Annotated in this window: 14 protein-coding genes; 11 read left to right on the top strand and 3 right to left on the bottom strand. The window is 68.0% G+C overall.

All coding sequences use genetic code 11. From position 1 onward, the window contains the following. Nucleotides 1–71: 71 nt before the first annotated feature. From ACI2L3_RS23645 to ACI2L3_RS23610, 8 genes are all read left to right on the top strand, one after another. The gene (locus ACI2L3_RS23645) at nucleotides 72–1,034 is read left to right on the top strand and encodes a carbohydrate ABC transporter permease (protein ID WP_404754358.1); all 963 of its coding nucleotides are present in this window, start codon (nucleotides 72–74) and stop codon (nucleotides 1,032–1,034) included. Further along, complete coding sequence (locus ACI2L3_RS23640; protein WP_404754357.1) at nucleotides 1,035–1,892, top strand: carbohydrate ABC transporter permease; 858 nt, start codon at nucleotides 1,035–1,037, stop codon at nucleotides 1,890–1,892. A 158-nt stretch (nucleotides 1,893–2,050) separates the two neighbouring features. After that, nucleotides 2,051–2,707 (top strand): hypothetical protein, encoded by a 657-nt coding sequence (locus ACI2L3_RS23635; RefSeq protein ID WP_404754356.1) that lies wholly within the window; start codon nucleotides 2,051–2,053, stop codon nucleotides 2,705–2,707. Further along, a complete protein-coding gene (locus ACI2L3_RS23630; RefSeq protein WP_404754355.1) occupies nucleotides 2,695–3,732 on the top strand; it encodes a hypothetical protein in 1,038 nt (345 codons plus the stop codon). The genes ACI2L3_RS23635 and ACI2L3_RS23630 overlap by 13 nt, the downstream gene beginning before the upstream one ends. 115 nt (nucleotides 3,733–3,847) lie before the next feature. Further along, on the top strand, nucleotides 3,848–4,513 hold the full coding sequence (locus tag ACI2L3_RS23625) for a hypothetical protein (RefSeq protein ID WP_404754354.1): 666 nt from the start codon (nucleotides 3,848–3,850) through the stop codon (nucleotides 4,511–4,513). 150 nt (nucleotides 4,514–4,663) lie between these two features. After that, the gene (locus tag ACI2L3_RS23620) at nucleotides 4,664–9,169 is read left to right on the top strand and encodes a DUF6531 domain-containing protein (RefSeq protein ID WP_404754353.1); all 4,506 of its coding nucleotides are present in this window, start codon (nucleotides 4,664–4,666) and stop codon (nucleotides 9,167–9,169) included. 25 nt (nucleotides 9,170–9,194) lie between these two features. After that, nucleotides 9,195–9,542 carry a hypothetical protein gene (locus ACI2L3_RS23615; RefSeq protein ID WP_404754352.1) on the top strand — a complete coding sequence of 116 codons (348 nt, stop codon included), beginning with the start codon at nucleotides 9,195–9,197 and terminating at the stop codon, nucleotides 9,540–9,542. A gap of 187 nt (nucleotides 9,543–9,729) precedes the next feature. Next, complete coding sequence (locus ACI2L3_RS23610) at nucleotides 9,730–10,368, top strand: XRE family transcriptional regulator (RefSeq protein ID WP_404754393.1); 639 nt, start codon at nucleotides 9,730–9,732, stop codon at nucleotides 10,366–10,368. 44 nt (nucleotides 10,369–10,412) lie between these two features. Here ACI2L3_RS23610 and ACI2L3_RS23605 read toward each other — a convergent pair whose 3' ends face one another. Further along, the gene (locus tag ACI2L3_RS23605; protein ID WP_404754351.1) at nucleotides 10,413–11,438 is read right to left on the bottom strand and encodes an ATP-dependent 6-phosphofructokinase; all 1,026 of its coding nucleotides are present in this window, start codon (nucleotides 11,436–11,438) and stop codon (nucleotides 10,413–10,415) included. A 278-nt stretch (nucleotides 11,439–11,716) separates the two neighbouring features. On the opposite strand from ACI2L3_RS23605, the gene pta reads away from it, so the two are divergent. The 3 genes from pta to pyk all read left to right on the top strand — a co-directional run bounded on the left by pta (nucleotide 11,717) and on the right by pyk (nucleotide 16,545). Then, nucleotides 11,717–13,798, top strand: coding sequence for a phosphate acetyltransferase (gene pta / locus ACI2L3_RS23600; protein WP_404754350.1), 2,082 nt, complete (start codon nucleotides 11,717–11,719; stop codon nucleotides 13,796–13,798). Nucleotides 13,799–13,822: 24 nt separating this feature from the next. Next, nucleotides 13,823–15,040, top strand: coding sequence for an acetate kinase (locus ACI2L3_RS23595; RefSeq protein WP_404754349.1), 1,218 nt, complete (start codon nucleotides 13,823–13,825; stop codon nucleotides 15,038–15,040). 74 nt (nucleotides 15,041–15,114) lie between these two features. Then, a complete protein-coding gene (gene pyk, locus ACI2L3_RS23590) occupies nucleotides 15,115–16,545 on the top strand; it encodes a pyruvate kinase (RefSeq protein WP_362990366.1) in 1,431 nt (476 codons plus the stop codon). A gap of 92 nt (nucleotides 16,546–16,637) precedes the next feature. Here the strand turns inward: pyk and ACI2L3_RS23585 are convergent, their stop codons facing one another. Continuing rightward, nucleotides 16,638–17,993, bottom strand: a complete 1,356-nt coding sequence (locus tag ACI2L3_RS23585) for a hypothetical protein (protein ID WP_404754348.1) — start codon at nucleotides 17,991–17,993, stop codon at nucleotides 16,638–16,640. Next, nucleotides 17,983–18,525, bottom strand: a complete 543-nt coding sequence (locus ACI2L3_RS23580; RefSeq protein ID WP_404754347.1) for a DUF6114 domain-containing protein — start codon at nucleotides 18,523–18,525, stop codon at nucleotides 17,983–17,985. Before ACI2L3_RS23580 ends, ACI2L3_RS23585 begins: the two co-directional genes overlap by 11 nt. Between the last annotated feature and the right edge of the window lie 20 nt (nucleotides 18,526–18,545).

The following is an 18,545-nucleotide window of genomic DNA, read 5'->3' as shown; positions in this document are numbered from 1 at the left end:
GTCCGGTACGCGCCGCACCCCGCACAGCACCCTGTACGCGCCACCCGGTACCAGAGAGTGAGTGCCCGTACGTGACCACCGCATCCTCCGCGTCCGCCGCGTCCCCTTCGGGCCCCGGCGGCGTCGCCAAGACGCCCCGCGGCCCGGCCACCGCACCCCCGGGCCCCCGGGCCCGGATCCGCCGAGGCCTCCTCCGGGCCCTGCCCGTCTCCCCCGCCGTCGTCCTCCTCGCGCTCTTCCTCGCGGGCCCGATCGGCTACTGCGCGTACATCGCGTTCACCGACCTGCAGCTCACCGGTCAGGCCGAGTCGAGCTTCGTGGGCCTGGACAACTTCCGTGAGGCGTTCGGCGACGAGCGGTTCCTGAACGCGGTCTGGCTCACCCTCGTCTTCACGGTCCTCTCCTCGATCATCGGCCAGAACACCCTCGGCCTGGCCCTCGCCACCCTCATGCAGCGCGCGTCCAAACCGGTCCGCACCGTCACGGGCGCGATCGTCGTCACGGCCTGGGTCCTGCCGGAGGTCGTCGCCGGGTTCCTCCTCTACGCCTTCTTCCGCCGCGAGGGCACCCTCAACGCGGTCCTGGAATTCCTCCATCTCCCGTCCCAGAACTGGCTTTTCACGCTCCCGATCCTCGCCGTGTCATTCGCGAACGTATGGCGGGGAACGGCCTTCTCGATGCTCGTCTACTCCGCCGCACTCAACGAGATCCCCAAGGAGATCACCGAGGCGGCGGAGGTCGACGGCGCGAGCGGCTGGCGCCGCATGTGGCACATCACGCTGCCGATGATCCGCCGCTCGATCGGCACGAACCTCATGCTCAACACCCTCCAGACGCTCTCCGTCTTCGGCCTGATCTGGGTGATGACGCGCGGCGGCCCGGGCAACGACAGCCAGACGCTCCCCCTGTTCATGTACGAGCAGGCCTTCCAGAAGAGCATGATCGGCTACGGCACGGCCGTGGCCCTGCTCCTCCTCCTGGTCGGCTCGCTCTTCTCCGTCGTCTACATGCGCCTGCTGCGTACGGAGGCCTGAATGCCCGCCAAGTACCCTTCCGGCAGCGGCGGTTCACGCCGCCGCACGAAGCACCGCCTGGCCGCCGACGCGGGCCTGCTGGTCGTGGCGGCGGCGTTCGTACTGCCCCTCGCCTGGGTGGTCCTGTCCTCCTTCGACCCGAAGGCGGACCTCAGGGTGCGGCTCCCCGACAGCCTCACCCTGGACAACTACGACCAGGTCCTCACTCCCGAGATCACCTTCACGCCGCTCCTCAACAGCCTGCTGCTCTGCGGCGGCGGCACCCTGCTCACGGTGGCCTGCGCGGCCCTCGCGGCCTACCCCCTGTCCCGCTACAAGTCCCGCCTCAACCGCCCCTTCATGCTGACGATCCTCTTCGCGACGAGCCTGCCGATCACGGCGATCATGGTCCCGGTGTACGCGCTGTTCGTGCAGGTCGACCTGATCGACACGATGCACGGCACGATCTTCTTCTTCGCCGCGTCCCAACTCCCCTTCGCCATCTGGCTGATGAAGAACTTCATGGACGGCGTCCCGAAGGAGCTGGAGGAGGCGGCGTGGACGGACGGCGCGTCATCCTTCCAGTCGCTCCTCAAGATCGTCCTGCCCCTGATGGGACCGGGCGTGGCCGTCGTGACCGTCTTCTCCTTCGTCATGATGTGGGGCAACTTCTTCGTCCCCTTCATGCTCCTGCTCACCCCGGAACAGCTGCCGGCGTCGGTCAGCATCAACGACTTCTTCGGCAACAAGGGGACGGTGGTCTACGGCCAGCTCGCCGCGTTCTCGATCATCTACTCGACGCCGGTGATCCTGTTGTACGTCCTGGTCTCGCGGAAGCTGGGCGGGGGCTTCGCGCTGGGCGGGGCGGTGAAGGGCTGAGCCTCGTCCAGCGCGGGCGATCACAGAACTGTGACATGAATCCGGGCCGATACGTCCCACCCGCCCCTTTCATGCCCACACATCTCCCTGGCATCGCCCCCGGCACCGCACTAGCGTGCTGAACCCGCGCCATGCCTCCCACCAGCCAGGAGCCGACAGTGACCCGCCCCCTCCGCCTCGCGACGGCCGCGCTCACGGCGTCCGCAGCCCTGTTGCTCACGTCCTGCGGCAGCGACGACAAGTCCTCCGGGAACGATGACAAGATCGCGGGAGCGGAGCAGGGGGGCGGGAAGTCCTCGGCGTCGCCGAGCGAATCTCCTGCGGAGAACTCGGGCCGCCCCAAGACCAAGCTTCCGTCGGACCTCACCATGACCTTCGAGTCACCACAGACCAGTGACCCGGTGAAGAAGGCCGTGCTCACCGACAACGCCGAACGCATGCGTGCGGTGAACGCGGCCATCACGGGGACGGACCCCAAGAGCGAGGGCATCGCTTTCTACAACACCGGAAAGGCCCTGGAGGCCTCGGCGACGTGGGTCGCGAAGTTCAAGGACGCCGGCCTCAGCCTCACCGGAGAGATCCGTTACTACGACCGGCAAGTGACGCTCAAGGACGAGAAGACGGCCACGCTCGCCTTCTGCGCCGATGAGGGCAAGGGCTACACCAAGAAAAAGTCGACCGAAAAGGTCAACAAGACCCCGGTGACGAAGAACAGCTACGTCGCGTACAACACACAGCTGATCAAGAACTCCGAGGGAACATGGCAGACCTCGCAGATCTTCTCCACGAGGGGGGCGGCTCAGTGCCAGCCATAAGAAGAGTTCCGGCCTTCGCCGCCGTGCTGGCGGGCGCGGGCATGGTGCTTGCCGCGAGCAGTTCACCCGCCTGGGCCGACATCGACCCGGGAGGCGGCGAGTCCGAGACGCAGGTGGACGCCGACACCGACCAGCAGACGGTCTCCACCGTCGCGGGCGGCATCGTCTACGACCGTTCGAAGAACGGCAAGGGCGGCAATGCGGGGCCCGTCACACCGGTGACCAACTGGACACCGCCTGCCTGCTATTACGCTCCCGCGTATTCCCCTGCGCAGCTGAAGAAGAAGCTCGAGCCGATCTGGGCCGTCGATTCCACCGGACCGGAGTGGGACCTCTCTCAACGCAACCGGTACGTCAACGGAAAGCCCTATAAGGACTTCAACAAGAAGAAGGCCGGCAAGGGCTACTGGTGGGACAGCTTCATCCCGGAAGGCCGCGAGAGCGCACCGGGAGCGTTCGACTGCGACAAGCCGTACTTCTGGGTCGACGAGGGTGACCCGCCCCCGACGGACATACCCGAGGCCGTCACCCCTGAGCTCCTCGCACATCTCGCCTACGCGGAGATCCGTGTCCCCGACACCGAGGTGACGCTGGCCCCTGAAGAGGCGACGAAGGTGAACCTGCCCACCTGGGCCTGGCTGGACAAGGCGGAATTCAAACCGGTCTCGGTAACGGCCTCGGTGCCGATCCTCAAGATTCACGCAACGGCGACCGCCGAACCCGTATCCCTAAAGATCGACCCGGGCACGCCGGACGCCGAGACGTACCCCGCATCCGGCACCTGCGAGATCGTCGACGACAAGATCGGCGCGCCCTACGCCAAGGGCAAGGCCAAGGAGACCCCACCCTGCGGCGTGAAGTACCTGCGCTCCTCGGGCGACGGCTCATACCCGCTGAAGGCGACAGTCACGTGGAAGATCCACTGGACCGGCACCGGCGTGGACGGCGAACGGGGGCTTCCCGACGGCGAGTTCGGAGCGGAACAGGACGTCGTGGTTGAGGAGGTCCAGTCCATCAATCGCTAGGGCGGCCTGAGAAGGTGGCAGTGGGCCCGCTGCGCTGACGCTTTACAACGCAACAGGCCCGTGGCCTCGGTCCGGCAGTATCCCCTCCCTCCTACGCCCAGGAGATGCACCCCCCTTGTCCACACCGCGCGCGCAAGGGGGCTTCCCGGAAGACATCCCGGAACGCCTGCTCGCCCGTGCGGTCTTCGGGCCGCTGGGCGGCATCGTGGAGATCGGCGCGATCGCCGCGACCGGCACGTGGTCGTTGACGGACACGTCCATAGGCGCATTCGCGGCGACACACCGGGACGACGTGACCCGCCTCCTCGAACTGATCCGGGAGACCGGCGGCTTCGGCGCACCGACCATGCTGATCTTCGACGACCTCGGCTATCAGCGCGAGCGCTCCGTACACACCCCGTCGCTCCTCCTGTGGTCGTCCGCGTACGAGGACGTGTCGTCCCGGCTCGAAGAGCCCGAAGCCGTCCGGCGGATGTGCCGCACGGGCGCGGACCTGCAACTCACACGTTTCCTCCAGGCACTGGTCGAGGCGGCGATCGCGCGGGGGGTGAACGTCTCGCGGGGTGCGGGGCCGATCGCCGAGGCGGTGCGGATCGCCGTGGGGTTGCTGGCCGGAGCGCTGGACGACGACGATCCAATCACCGCGCGGAAGACCGCGTTCAGAATGTGGCGCGTCGCCTGCCTCACCGACCTCCTCCTCCCGGGCTCTTCGGCACACCCCGAGTCCCGACCACACTTCAGGGAGTACGGCCACGCGCTGGAGACACTCCTGGGCACGTAGCCCTCGCACCACACGCCCCACCCCTTCCCCTCCCATAACGCCTTCACGTACGCGAGCTCATTCGATAACTTCGCTTGTGCGTACGGTTACTGACGGTGCAGGTGGGGCGGAGGAAGTCGCATGGGGGGTCATCGGCCGTCGGACTGGCATGTGCTGGATCTGGAGAAGGATCCGACGCCGGGCGATCCACACCGGGTGCGGTCGCTGGCGAAGAACCTGCACGATTTCGCCGATGACGTCGGCAGAGTGCTCCGCGACATCAAGGGGATGGCGGGCGAGGACGCGATCCTGCAGTGGGCGGGCAAGACGGCGGACGCCTTCACGGAAAAGTTCGAGGACGCCCCGGACAAGCTGAAGAAGCTCAAGAAGTCCTACGAGATGGCGGGCGACGCCCTCTCCGCGTACTGGCCCGAACTGGAGCGCGCCCAGACCCTCGCAGACAAGGCCCTGGTCAAGGGCCGCGAGGCCCAGGCCGACCTGGCATCCGCCAAGTCCCGGCTCTCCTCGGCCGATTCCTGGGTGGAGAAGGCGGGCAAGGAGGCCGACAAGTACAAGGACAAGCCCAGCGGCGGCAAGGACGTGCCCCAGCCGGATGAGGACAAGGTGCGGGCCGCCACCCGTAACGCGGCCTCCGCGGAGAAGGCGCAGAAGTCCGCGCAGGGTGATGTGGACTCCGCCAAGAGCGCGCTGGACGCCGCGAAGAAGATGGCCGAGGACGCCCGCAAGATGCGGGAGGAGGCCGCCGGGACCGCGAAGCGGAAGATCGACGAGGCCTCCGACGCGGGCATCCAGAACCGCAAGTGGTGGGAGGAGATCGGGGACTGGGTCACCGACAACTGGGACGCCATCGTCGCCGTCTGCAAGGTCGTCGTCGCCGTCGTGGGCGTCATCGCGATCATCATCGGCGGTCCCATCCTCGCCGCGATCGTCATCGTCGCCGGCGCCATCGTCCTCGCCGACACCCTGACCAAATACGCAAAGGGCCAAGCAGGCCTGATGGACGTCGCTTTTGCCGCCCTGGACTGCGTACCCGGCATGAAGGGCATCACCACCGCCGCCAAACTCGGCAAGGGGCTGAAGGGTCTCAAGGGCGGGCTCAAGGGATTCAAGTCGGCCCGCACCGTACTCCAGAACGGGGCGAAGGGCGCGTACAACCGGGTCAAGAGCGTCGTACGGTCCAAGGGCAGCGATCCGGTGGACATGGCCACCGGCGAAATGTTTCTTGCCCAGACCGACATCGATCTGCCGGGTTCCCTGCCTCTGAGTTTCACCCGTCGCTTTGCCTCCGGCTACCGGTGCGGAGGTTGGTTCGGTCCCACTTGGTCCTCCACGATCGACCAGCGCCTGGAGCTCGACGAGGAAGGCGTCGTCTTCGTCACCGAGGACGGCATGCTCCTCAGCTACCCGCATCCTCAAACGCCGGGCAAGCCGGTCGTGTCCGATTCCGGCCCACGGTGGCCACTGATACAGCTGGCCGACCGCGGCTACCAGGTCACCGACCCGGTGACCGGCATCTGTCGCGTATTTTCTCCCCCTGACGGTGAAGTCGCCCTCCTGTCACGGATGGTCGACCGCAATGGCAACACCATCGACTTCGAGTACGACGCTCAAGGCGTCCCAGCGTTTCTCCGCCATTCCGGCGGCTACCTTCTGAAGTTCACCGTGGACGAGGACCGTGTTACGGGCCTTCACCTCGGCGGAGGCGACGCCGACGTCATCATCAAGACCTACGGGTACACCGACGGTGTCCTGACTTCTGTCACCAATGCCGGCGGGCACTCGCTGTCGTTCTCCTGCGACGATCGCATGCGGATCACATCATGGACCGACAGCAATGATCGAAAATACACTTACACCTACGACGATCTCGACCGTTGTGTCGCCGAAGGCGGCGAAGCGGGTCACCTCGCCATCACTCTCGAGTACGGCGGCGCAGACGCGGACTGGCCCGGCTCGAACATCACCACGCTGACAACCGCCGAAGGCGCCGTATCTCGTTTCGTGGTCAACGACACCTCCCAGGTCATCGCTGAAATCGACCCGCTCGGTGGCACTGTCGAGACCCTGTACGACCAGCACCATCAGATTCTTTCACTCACGGATGAAGTCGGCTGCACCACGCGGTTCACGAACAACGAACTGGGCCAACCCCTGAAAGTTTCGCTGGCCGACGGTTCGGTGTTCCAGTACGAGTACGACGCAATGGGGAATCCCACAGCAGGTCTGCTCCCCGACGGCTCCCGATGGACTCGCGAATACGACGAGCGGGGCAACTGTACGGCCGTCACAGATACAGCCGGGGCCACGTACCTCTACACATACGATGCATCAGGCCATCTCGCCTCCGTCACCGATCCCCTGGGGCGGACGACCACGGTGGAATGTGACTCCGCCGGCCTGCCCCGTCGCTCCACAGACCCGCTCGGAGCCGTACAGCTCTGGGAACGTGATGCGACGGGAAACCTGATCAGTCACACAGACCCGCTGGGGCACTCGACGCTATGCGCATGGACACCTGAAGGGCTACTCGCCAGCCGCACCGCTCCGGACGGTGCAACGGAATCATGGGAGTACGACGGAGAAGGGAACTGTGTCAGGCACGTCGACCCGACCGGCGCCGCGACCGTCTTCGAGTACGGCCACTTCGACCTGCTCACGTCCCGCCTCAACCCCGACGGCGGTCGATACTCCTTCGAGCACGACACCTCCTTGCGGCTTACCCGGATCAGCAACCCGCAAGGGCTTGAGTGGTGCTACACCTACGACCGAGCCGGGCGCTTGATCCGCGAATCCGACTTCGACGACCGCACTCTCACCTACACACACGACCCAGTCGGCCGAGTGACCTCGCGTACCGATTCGCTTGGGCACACCATCCGCTACACGTACGACGCGCTGGGGCGGCTCTCAAGAAAGAACGCCAACGGCCGGGTCACCGAGTTCACTTATGACGGAAGCGGCGAACTCGCCCGCGCCACCGGAAGCGACTGCGAGATAACGTTCCGGCGTGACCGCGCGGGACGCGTCATCGAGGAGAGAAGCAACGGCCGCGCCCTCAAGAACGAATACAACGCTTTGGGGCAGCGCATACGCCGAACCACTCCATCAGGGGCAGTCACCACTCAGGCCTACGACGCCGCGGGCAACCAGATCGAGTTGACCACTTCCGACCATGTCATCCGGTTCGACCGCGACAAGGCCGGGCGGGAGATATGCCGCCATATCGACGGTTACGCACAGTTGACGAACCGGTTCGACGAGGTGGGCCGTCTCACTGCACAGCATCTGGCGACACCCGACCGGCCAAGCGAAGCGCTCCACGCGTACACGTATCGGCCCGGCGGTGATCTTGTCCGGCTCCACGACCGTTCTCATGGCACACGCGCCTTCGAGTTGGATGCGATGGGCCGCGTCAGAACCGTGCGCGCACCGAGTTGGACGGAGCATTACGACTACGATCCGGCGGGCAACCAGACGGCAGCCGAGTGGACGGGTGCCCATCCGGACGTTTCGGCAACCGGGTCCCGCGAATACACGGGGACGCGCATCAAGCGAGCGGGGAAGACGCGTTACGAATACGACGCTCTGGGCCGTGTGGTGCTACGTCAAGTCGCTCGTCTCTCCCGCAAACCCGACACATGGCGGTATGAATGGGATGCCGAGGACCGACTGATCGGCACAGTGACACCCGACGGCACCCGCTGGCGATACCGCTACGACCCCCTGGGGCGCCGCACCGCCAAGCAGCGATTGGCCACAGACGGTGCCACCGTCCTGGAGGAGACCACGTTCGTCTGGGACGGCTCCTTTCTTTGCGAGCAGACCACGCAATACCAGCAAAGCTCACAGCTGGTGAGCCTGACGTGGAACCACGACGGCCTCCATCCCGTAGCTCAGACTGAACGCATCACCGCGGTCGGTGCGCCGCAGCAGGAAATAGATTCTCGATTTTTCGCAATCGTCACCGATTTGATCGGGATGCCAAACGAGCTGCTGGCCGAGGATGGCAGTGTCGCCTGGCAGGCCCGGTTCACGCTCTGGGGAAAGCTGGCCTGGGGAGTCGGATCCACGGCCTTTATTCCGCTACGATTCCCCGGCCAGTACGACGATCTCGAAACGGGCTTCCACTACAACTACTTCCGGCACTATGACCCTGCTACGGCCCGCTACGTGTCGCCGGACCCGTTGGGCATCTCACCGGCCCCGAACCCGGTCACCTACGTGACGAACCCACATCGGTGGACCGACCCCCTCGGCCTTTCCCCCTATGCCGCTGTCGACACGAACCCGATGATCGATGCCCTCAACGGCTCCAGGACCGCAGACGTGGATGCCGCTCTGGCCGGACGATCGCCGGTTCTTTCGCCGCAGGCTCATCGCGAGCTCATCGAAGGGGGACATGATCCACAGGCCATCGGCAAGTGGCTGTCGGATCGCGGAGGGCGTATGGGGCCCGAATCCACACCGGAAGGCGTAGCGGACATCCAGGGCAGGCTGAAGGCAATGTGGAAGGGCAAGTCATTCAACCCCATGATCAAGGACGATGACGCTTCCGTCCTGCATTCAGCCGCCCAGGAAGGCCTCCCGCTCATCACGAACGACAAGAAGTTCTATCAGAATGCGGAACGACTCGGGTACACGACTGAACGGTACTGAGTCAGCACACCAAAGGAATACCGTCATGCGCGATACCAACGGCACCCCCGACGTGGACCTTGAAGAGATCATGGAGATGTGCGCGGCGGCCACACCCGGCCCCTGGTACGTCAGGAACCTGGACGACGATCACGCCATGAACCTCGTTGCGGTCAGCACGGTGGAGGACACCGGGCGCGGGGAACGATGGCCCGCCTTCGACGAAGGAGAGATGATCGCGGCCACACTCGTGCAGAGCCCACGCTATGTGGACTGCGCGGACAGCCGGTGGGACGAGAACGCAGCGTTCATCGCCATGGCCCGAGAAGCGGTCCCCCGGCTCGTGGAGGAAGTCAAGCACCTCCGCGAACTGCTGGCCGCCGCCCAGAAATGAACCGACCGGGCCCGTACCTTCCCACCAATCCGCAACCTCGTAGAAACACACCGTAGTCACCACCCCCACAGGGGCCTACCGTGTGCCCGTGCAACCGAGCCAAGCCGGCCAGCCGCCGCACCAACCCCAGCAGCCCACGCCCCCGTTCAACTTCCCCGCCGCCCGGCGCCTGCGGGAGGCGCTGGGGATGGCCCACGGGCACGTCGCCTATGGGCTGCGGGCCAGTTACGGGCTCACGTACATCACCGCCGACACCGTCGCCGCCTGGGAGCGGGGGCTCGCCTCGCCCACTTCCGCCGAGCTCACCGCGCTCGCCGCGACCCTGTGGTGTTCGCCCGGGGAGCTCATGGGGGCCGCGCGGACCCTGCGCGAGCACCGGGTCGCGCGCGGGCTCGCGCCGGAGGACGTCGCGCGGGAGGCCGGCGTGGAGATCCAGGCCTATCTGCGCATGGAGGAGACCGAGACCTGGCGCGGGAACGAGCGGCAGTCCGAGGCGCTGGCCCGGATCCTCCAGCTCTCCGTGCCCGACTTCGTCAACGTCACCGGCCGCGCCGAGCCCCTCGCCGAGCTGCTGCGCAGCGCCGTCACCACCCGGTGGCAGGGGTATGTGCGGCCCGTCAGCAAGCTGCTGCCGCTGGAGAAGCGGCACGTCGAGGACGTGCTGCGGCAGATGCACGAGGACTACCAGTCCCGGATGGCGCGGACGCTGAGCTGGGGCGGCGGCGCCGGTTCCGACGCGTCCGGGGAGGCCGGGCGGGACTTCCTCGACCGGGTCCTCGAGCACTTCTGGGCGCTGGCCCGGGGCGGAGCCGGCGGCCGCACCTGACCCGACGTCTCCGGGCCCCGCCGCCACCCCCGCCGAAGAGCCCCCTAGAAGACCGACTCCGCCTCGTCCATCCGGTCCTTCGGGACCCTCTTCAGCTCCGTGACCGCCTCCGCGAGCGGCACCATCGTGATGTCCGTGCCGCGCAGCGCCGTCATCCGGCCGTACTCGCCGCGGTGCACCGCCTCGACCGCGTGCCAGCCGAAGCGGGTGGCGAGGACGCGGTCGTACGCGGTGGGGGTGCCGCCGCGCTGGACGTGGCCGAGGATGACCGGCTTGGCCTCCTTGCCGAGGCGGGCCTCCAGCTCGTACGCGAGCGCCGTGCCGATGCCCTGGAAGCGCTCGTGGCCGAACTGGTCGATCGCGCCCTTGCCGTAGTTCATCGTGCCGTCCAGCGGGTGCGCGCCCTCGGCGACGCAGATCACCGCGAACTTCTTGCCGCGCGAGAAGCGCTCCTCGACGAGGGCGACCAGGTCGGCGGGGTCGAAGGGGCGCTCGGGCAGGCAGATGCCGTGCGCGCCGCCGGCCATGCCGGACTCCAGGGCGATCCAGCCCGCGTGGCGGCCCATGACCTCGACGACCATCACGCGCTGGTGCGACTCGGCGGTGGTCTTGAGGCGGTCCATCGCCTCGGTGGCCACGCCGACCGCCGTGTCGAAGCCGAAGGTGCGGTCCGTGGAGGAGATGTCGTTGTCGATCGTCTTCGGGACGCCGACCACCGGCACGCCCGCGTCGGACAGCATGCGCGCCGCGGTGAGCGTGCCCTCGCCGCCGATCGGGATGAGCGCGTCGAAGCCGCTCCGCTCGATCAGGTCCTTGGCGTTGTCGCAGGCCGCGCGGAACCGGCCGCGCTCCAGGCGGGACGAGCCGAGGATGGTGCCGCCACGGGCGAGGATGCCGCTGACGGCGTTCAGGTCGAGGGGGCGGTAGCGCCCGTCGAGCAGGCCCGCGTAGCCGTCCTCGAAGCCGATGACCTCGTCGCCGTAGTGCGTCACGGCGCGGTGCACGACCGACCGGATCACTGCGTTGAGGCCGGGGCAGTCGCCGCCCGCGGTGAGAATTCCGATACGCATCGCGCTGTGTCTCCTGCTCGCTGTTGGTACTTGTGAGCCGGTCCGATTGTTCCACGGCCGGAAGGGGGGCGCCGCTCACACCTGTCCGACGGATGTGTGTCCGATCCGGGGGCAGAGGCTTTGGGGGACCCCGTCCCTCCAGAGCTCTTCCGGCGGGCGACCTAGCCAGCCGCAGAGGTATTGTCAAGAGGGCACAGCCGCGATATCGGGTAATTTGTCCAGCTCACCCGGGGTACCCGACGGATCCCCGGCAGGCAGCGAAGAAGGGGAGAGCACGCGTGACGCGCAGCGTGTACGTGACCGGGATCGACCGGGGCGACGGTCGCCAGGTCGTCGAACTGGGAGTCATGGAGCTCCTGACCCGCCAGGTCGACCGGGTCGGCGTCTTCCGGCCGCTCGTCCACGACGGCCCCGACCGGCTCTTCGACCTGCTGCGGGCCCGCTACCGCCTCTCGCAGGACGCCGCGACCGTGTACGGCATGGACTACCACGAGGCGTCCGCGCTCCAGGCCGAGCAGGGTACCGACGAACTGGTCTCGCGGCTCGTCGACCGGTTCCACCGGGTCGCGCGGGAGTACGAAGTCGTCCTCGTGCTGGGGACCGACTACGCCGCCACCCAGCTGCCCGACGAGCTCGCGCTCAACGCACGCCTCGCCAACGAGTTCGGCGCCTCCGTGCTGCCGGTGGTCGGCGGCAAGAACCAGACCGCCGAGTCGGTGCACGCCGAGACGCGGAACGCCTATCGCGCGTACGACTCGCTGGGCTGCGACGTCCTCGCGATGATCACGAACCGGGTGGCCCCGGCCGACCGGGACGAGATCCACGAGCGGCTGAAGGCCAGCCTTCCCGTGCCCTGCTACGTGCTGCCGGACGAGGCCGCCCTCTCCGCGCCGACGGTCGCGCAGATCACCCACGCCCTCGGCGGCCGCGTGCTGCTCGGCGACGACTCGGGGCTCGCGCGCGACGCCCTGGACTTCGTCTTCGGCGGCGCCATGCTGCCGAACTTCCTGAACGCCCTGACTCCGGGCTGCCTCGTGGTCACCCCCGGCGACCGCGCCGACCTCGTGGTCGGCTCGCTCGCCGCGCACAGCGCCGGTACGCCGCCCATAGCGGGCGTCCTGCTGACCCTGAACGAGCAGCCGGGCCCGGAGATCCTCACCCTCGCCGACCGCCTCGCCCCCGGCACCCCGGTGGTCGCGGTCTCCGGCGGCTCCTTCCCCACGGCGGCCGAACTCTTCGCCCTCGAAGGGAAGTTGAACGCGGCGACGCCTCGCAAGGCGGAGACCGCGCTCGGTCTCTTCGAGCGGTACGTCGACACCGCGGACCTCCTGAAGCGCGTCTCGGCGCCCAGCAGCGACCGGGTCACGCCGATGATGTTCGAGCACAAGCTCCTGGAGCGGGCCCGCGCCGACCGGCGTCGCGTCGTGCTGCCCGAGGGCACCGAGGAGCGGGTGCTGCGCGCCGCCGACGTGCTGCTGCGCCGCGGCGTCTGCGACCTGACGCTGCTCGGACCGGTCGAGCAGATCCGCAAGAAGGCCGCCGACCTCGGCGTTGACCTCGCCGACTCGGAGCTCATCGACCCGCAGACCTCCGAGCTGCGGGACCGTTTCGCCGCCAAGTACGCCGAGCTGCGCGCCCACAAGGGCGTCACCGTCGAGCTCGCGTACGACGTGGTGGCGGACGTGAACTACTTCGGCACGCTGATGGTCCAGGAGGGCCTCGCCGACGGCATGGTGTCGGGCTCGGTGCACTCGACGGCGGCCACCATCCGGCCCGCCTTCGAGATCATCAAGACCAAGCCGGACGCCTCGATCGTCTCTTCCGTCTTCTTCATGTGCCTCGCCGACAAGGTGCTCGTCTACGGCGACTGTGCGGTCAACCCGGACCCGAACGCCCCGCAGCTCGCGGACATCGCCGTGCAGTCGGCGACCACCGCCGAGCAGTTCGGGGTCGAGCCGCGGATCGCGATGCTGTCGTACTCGACGGGCACGTCCGGCTCGGGCGCGGACGTCGACAAGGTGCGCGAGGCCACCGAGCTGGTGCGCGGCCAGCGCTCCGACCTGAAGATCGAGGGGCCGATCCAGTACGACGCCGCCGTGGAGCCGTCCGTCGCGGCCACCAAGCTGCCCGGCTCGGACGTCGCGGGCCAGGCGAGCGTGCTGATCTTCCCCGACCTGAACACCGGCAACAACACGTACAAGGCCGTGCAGCGCTCGGCCGGCGCGATCGCCGTCGGCCCGGTCCTCCAGGGCCTGCGCAAGCCGGTGAACGACCTGTCCCGGGGCGCGCTCGTCCAGGACATCGTCAACACCGTCGCCATCACGGCGATCCAGTCCCAGGCCCAGCCGCCGACCCAGTAACCCCCACAGAAGGTGTCTCGATCAGTGACCGCCACGCGCGTACTCGTCCTCAACTCCGGCTCGTCGTCGGTGAAGTACCAGCTGCTCGACATGCGGGACAGCTCACGTCTCGCCGTCGGCCTGGTCGAGCGGATCGGCGAGGAGAGCTCCCGCCTCAAGCACACCCCGCTGACCGGCGGCGGCGCCGAGCCCCGTGAGCGCGAGGAGCCGATGGCGGACCACGAGGCGGCGCTGCGGGCCGTCGCCGACGAGCTGGCCGCCGACGGGCTCGGCCTGGACTCCCCCGAGCTGGCCGCGATCGGCCACCGGGTGGTGCACGGCGGTCTGAAGTTCACCCAGCCCACCGTGATCGACGACGCGGTGATGAAGGAGATCGAGCGGCTCGTCCCGGTGGCGCCGCTGCACAACCCGGCGAACATCACCGGCATCCGCACCGCCCAGGCGCTCCGCCCCGACCTGCCGCAGGTCGCCGTCTTCGACACCGCGTTCCACACGACGATGCCGGAGTCCGCGGCGCGCTACGCCATCGACGTCAAGACGGCCGACGAGCACCGGGTGCGGCGGTACGGCTTCCACGGCACGTCCCACGCGTACGTCTCGCGCGAGACCGCGAAGCTGCTCGGCAAGGCACCCGAGGACGTGAACGTCATCGTGCTGCACCTGGGCAACGGCGCGTCGGCGAGCGCCGTGCGGGGCGGCCGGTGCGTCGATACATCGATGGGGCTCACGCCGCTTGAGGGGCTCGTGATGGGTACCCGGTCCGGTGACATGGACCCGGCGGTGATCTTCCATCTCGCCCGGGTCGGCGGAATGTCCATCGACGAGATCGACATTCTGCTCAACAAGAAGAGCGGTCTGATCGGGCTCTGCGGCGACAACGACATGCGGGAGATCAGGCGCCGTATCGACGCCGGTGATGAAGAGGCGGCACTCGCTTTCGACATCTACATCCACCGTTTGAAGAAGTACATCGGCGCGTATTACGCGGTACTCGGCCGGGTGGACGCCATCGTGTTCACCGCCGGGGTCGGCGAGAACGCCGCTCCGGTGCGGGAGGCCGCGGTGGCGGGCCTGGAGGAGCTGGGACTCGCGGTGGACGGGGCGCTCAATTCCGTACGTTCCGACGAAGCGCGGTTGATTTCGCCCGAGTACGCGCGCGTCGCCGTCGCCGTGGTGCCGACCGACGAAGAATTGGAGATCGCCACTCAGACGTATGCGCTGGTGGATGACCGCAACGCCTGAGCGCACAGCCGCCCATTTGTAGATTCCACCAGACGGAATATTCCGTAGCGAAACAAACCGATAGGATCGCCCCCATGCGCCGTTCCAAAATCGTCTGCACGTTGGGCCCCGCCGTCGACTCCGAAGAGCAGCTCGTCTCGCTGATCGAGGCCGGCATGAACGTGGCCCGCTTCAACTTCAGCCACGGCACGCACGCCGAGCACCAGGGGCGGTACGACCGCGTCCGCTCGGCCGCCGCGAAGACCGGCCGTGCCGTCGGCGTCCTCGCCGACCTCCAGGGCCCGAAGATCCGTCTGGAGACCTTCGCCGAGGGACCCGTCGAGCTGGTGCGCGGTGACGAGTTCACCATCACCACCGAGGACGTCCCGGGCGACAAGTCGATCTGCGGCACGACCTACAAGGGTCTGCCGGGCGACGTCTCCAAGGGCGACCAGATCCTGATCAACGACGGCAACGTCGAGCTGCGCGTCGTCGAGGTGGACGGCCCGCGCGTGAAGACGATCGTCGTCGAGGGCGGTGTCATCTCCGACCACAAGGGCATCAACCTGCCCGGCGCGGCCGTGAACGTGCCCGCGCTCTCCGAGAAGGACATCGACGACCTCCGCTTCGCCCTGAAGATGGGCTGCGACATGGTCGCCCTGTCCTTCGTGCGCGACGCCAACGACGTCAAGGACGTCCACAAGGTGATGGACGAGGAGGGCCGCCGCGTCCCCGTCATCGCCAAGGTCGAGAAGCCGCAGGCCGTCGCCAACATGGAGGGCGTCGTCGCGGCGTTCGACGCCGTGATGGTGGCCCGTGGCGACCTGGCCGTCGAGTATCCGCTCGAGAAGGTCCCGATGGTGCAGAAGCGCCTCGTGGAGATGTGCCGCCGCAACGCCAAGCCGGTGATCGTCGCGACCCAGATGATGGAGTCGATGATCACCAACTCGCGCCCCACGCGCGCCGAGGCGTCCGACGTCGCCAACGCCATCCTGGACGGCGCCGACGCGGTCATGCTGTCGGCCGAGTCGAGCGTCGGCGCGTACCCGATCGAGACCGTCAAGACGATGTCGAAGATCGTCACCGCGGCCGAGGAGGAGCTGCTCTCCAAGGGTCTTCAGCCGCTCGTGCCGGGCAAGAAGCCGCGTACGCAGGGCGGTTCGGTGGCCCGTGCCGCCGCCGAGATCGCCGACTTCCTGGGCGGCAAGGCCCTGGTCGCCTTCACCCAGTCCGGCGACACGGCCCGCCGCCTCTCCCGCTACCGCGCGGCCCAGCCGATCCTCGCCTTCACCACGGACGAGGCGACCCGCAACCAGCTGACGCTGAGCTGGGGCGTGGACACCTACGTCGTGCCGCACGTCGACAACACCGACGCGATGGTCGAGCTCGTCGACGCCGAGCTGATCAAGCTGAACCGCTTCAACGACGGTGACACGGTCGTCATCACCGCCGGTTCGCCCCCCGGCGTCCCCGGCACCACCAACATGGTCCGGGTGCACCACCTGGGCGGCGGCGACCGCGACTGACCCTCCGGGTCCTCCGGGTCCGCACATACGCCGAGGGCGCCTCCTGGTCCAGGAGGCGCCCTCGGCGTATGTGTGCGCAGGTCCGGCCGGTGTCAGCGGGTGATCGTCTGCTCCAGGCCCGGCACGGTCAGCGTGCCGCCGAACTGCGCCGCCTGCAGGACCTTCACCTTGGTGAAGTACGCGATGGGGACGTTCAGCGGCGGCGGGTGCTCGGGGTCGAAGACGATCGGGATCAGCCCGAACAGGTTGCCCTGCAACCGCTCCGTGTACATGATCGTCTGCCCGTCGCGGATCGTGGACGTGGAGCCCTCGTCCGCCCTGATGTGGTACTTCGAGCCGTCGGGGCCCGGGGCGATCTGGTGCAGGTCGCCGATGTCCGTGCCGTTGTCGACGGTGAACTTCAGCGCCTGCTTCTTCTTGCCGCCGGCCGTCGTGAGGTTCACGACGCCCTTGTAGTCCAGGCCCTTGAGGAGCAGGGAGCTGGCCTCCAGCTCCCACGGGTCGTCCGGGATCGGGGCGGGCGTCTGCTCGGCCTCGCCGTCGACCTTCTTCTCGACGACGCACGGGAACGGCTTCTTGCCGTCCGCGTCCGGAGCCATCGGGTCGGTGGCCTCTTCGGTCTCCTCGGCCTTGGCGTCGTCAGCCTTGTCCCCGGCCTCGTCCTCGAGCTCGTCGGCCTTGTCGCCGGAATTGTCGGCCGTGTCCTCGACGGGCTCGGTGACCTTGTCCGTCGTGTCCTCGACGGTGTCCTTCGCCGTGTCCTTCGCCGTGTCCTTCGCCGTGTCCTCGGGGGACTTGGTCTCCTCCGAGGCGGAGGGGGTCGGCGTCGGGCTCGGGGACTCCTTGTCGTCGGGGTCGTCGGGCGTGAAGACGTCCTTGAGCGCGTCGCCCACACCCAGCGGGTCCCAGGGGTTCCTGGTCTCGGAGGGCGAGGGGTCGGGCGCCGGCTCCTCGGCCGCGTCCTTGTCCTTCTCGTCCGCGGAGGGCGAGGTGGCCTCGCCGTCACCGTCCGAGCCGGTCTTGTCGTCCGGGTCGGTCTTCGTGCCATCGGAGGGCGAGGGAGTCGCCTCGGGCTCGGTGGTGTCCTTGCCCGGCTCGTCCCGGTCGGCCTTCTCCTCGTCGGCCTTCTTCTTGGCGTCCGCAGCGTCCTTCGCGTCCTTGGCGTCCTTCGCTTCCTCCTCGACGGACTTGGACGCGTCGTCCGGCGCCGTGACGCACGGGCCGTCCCGGAAGGGGTTCTTGGGGACGCCCGGCTTCGCCTGCGCGAGCGTCGGGGTCAGGCCCATCCCCATGAGTACCGCACTCGGCATGGCCGCGAGGGCTATCGCCTTGCCCGCGGGCATCTGCAGACGGGTGAGCAGCGGCTTCCTGGGGGCCGCGTGGCGCGGCCCGGATCTCGCGCGAGGCTCCCCCGCGGAGTCCTCGTGGTGCACCTCGTCAGCCTGCACGGTGCCTCCCGTTCGTCCCGTCCACCGGGCTCGTTCCTGACAGATCGTCGGTAGCGCTCGCACCGTCCACACCGCCCGCGACCGCGGGTTCGGGCTTCCTCTCCGCGCGCCCCTTCGCACCCTTCGCGGGTACGCTCCCGGGCTCGCCCCAGGCGATACCGAGGGCGCCGCCGATCAGCGCGAGCAGGAAGCCGACGAGGAAGCCGCCGATGTTGGAGACGACCAGGGAGACCAGGGCGAGCAGGATCGCCGCGACGCCCGCGAAGACGCGGGTGTGCACCTGGAACCACATCGTCAGACCGAGCACCATCAGGAGGACGCCGATGATCAGCGAGCCCGCGCCCGCCGTCGTGGCCAGGGCCAGCGTCAGGTTGCCGAGCTTGATGTTGCCGTAGGGCAGGTAGGCGATCGGCACGCCGCCAAGGATGGTGAGGAGGCCTGCCCAGAACGGGCGGGAGCCCCGCCAGGCCCGGAACTTCCCGCGGTAGACCGCGATGAAGTGGTCGTTCGGCCCCGGTGACTTGGCGCTCATGGGAAAACAGCTCCTTGGAA

The sequence above is a fragment of the Streptomyces sp. NPDC029674 genome, from assembly GCF_044903205.1.
In the GTDB taxonomy this organism is placed as follows: Bacteria; Actinomycetota; Actinomycetes; order Streptomycetales; family Streptomycetaceae; genus Streptomyces.
This window is presented reverse-complemented; position numbering and strand designations above follow the sequence as displayed.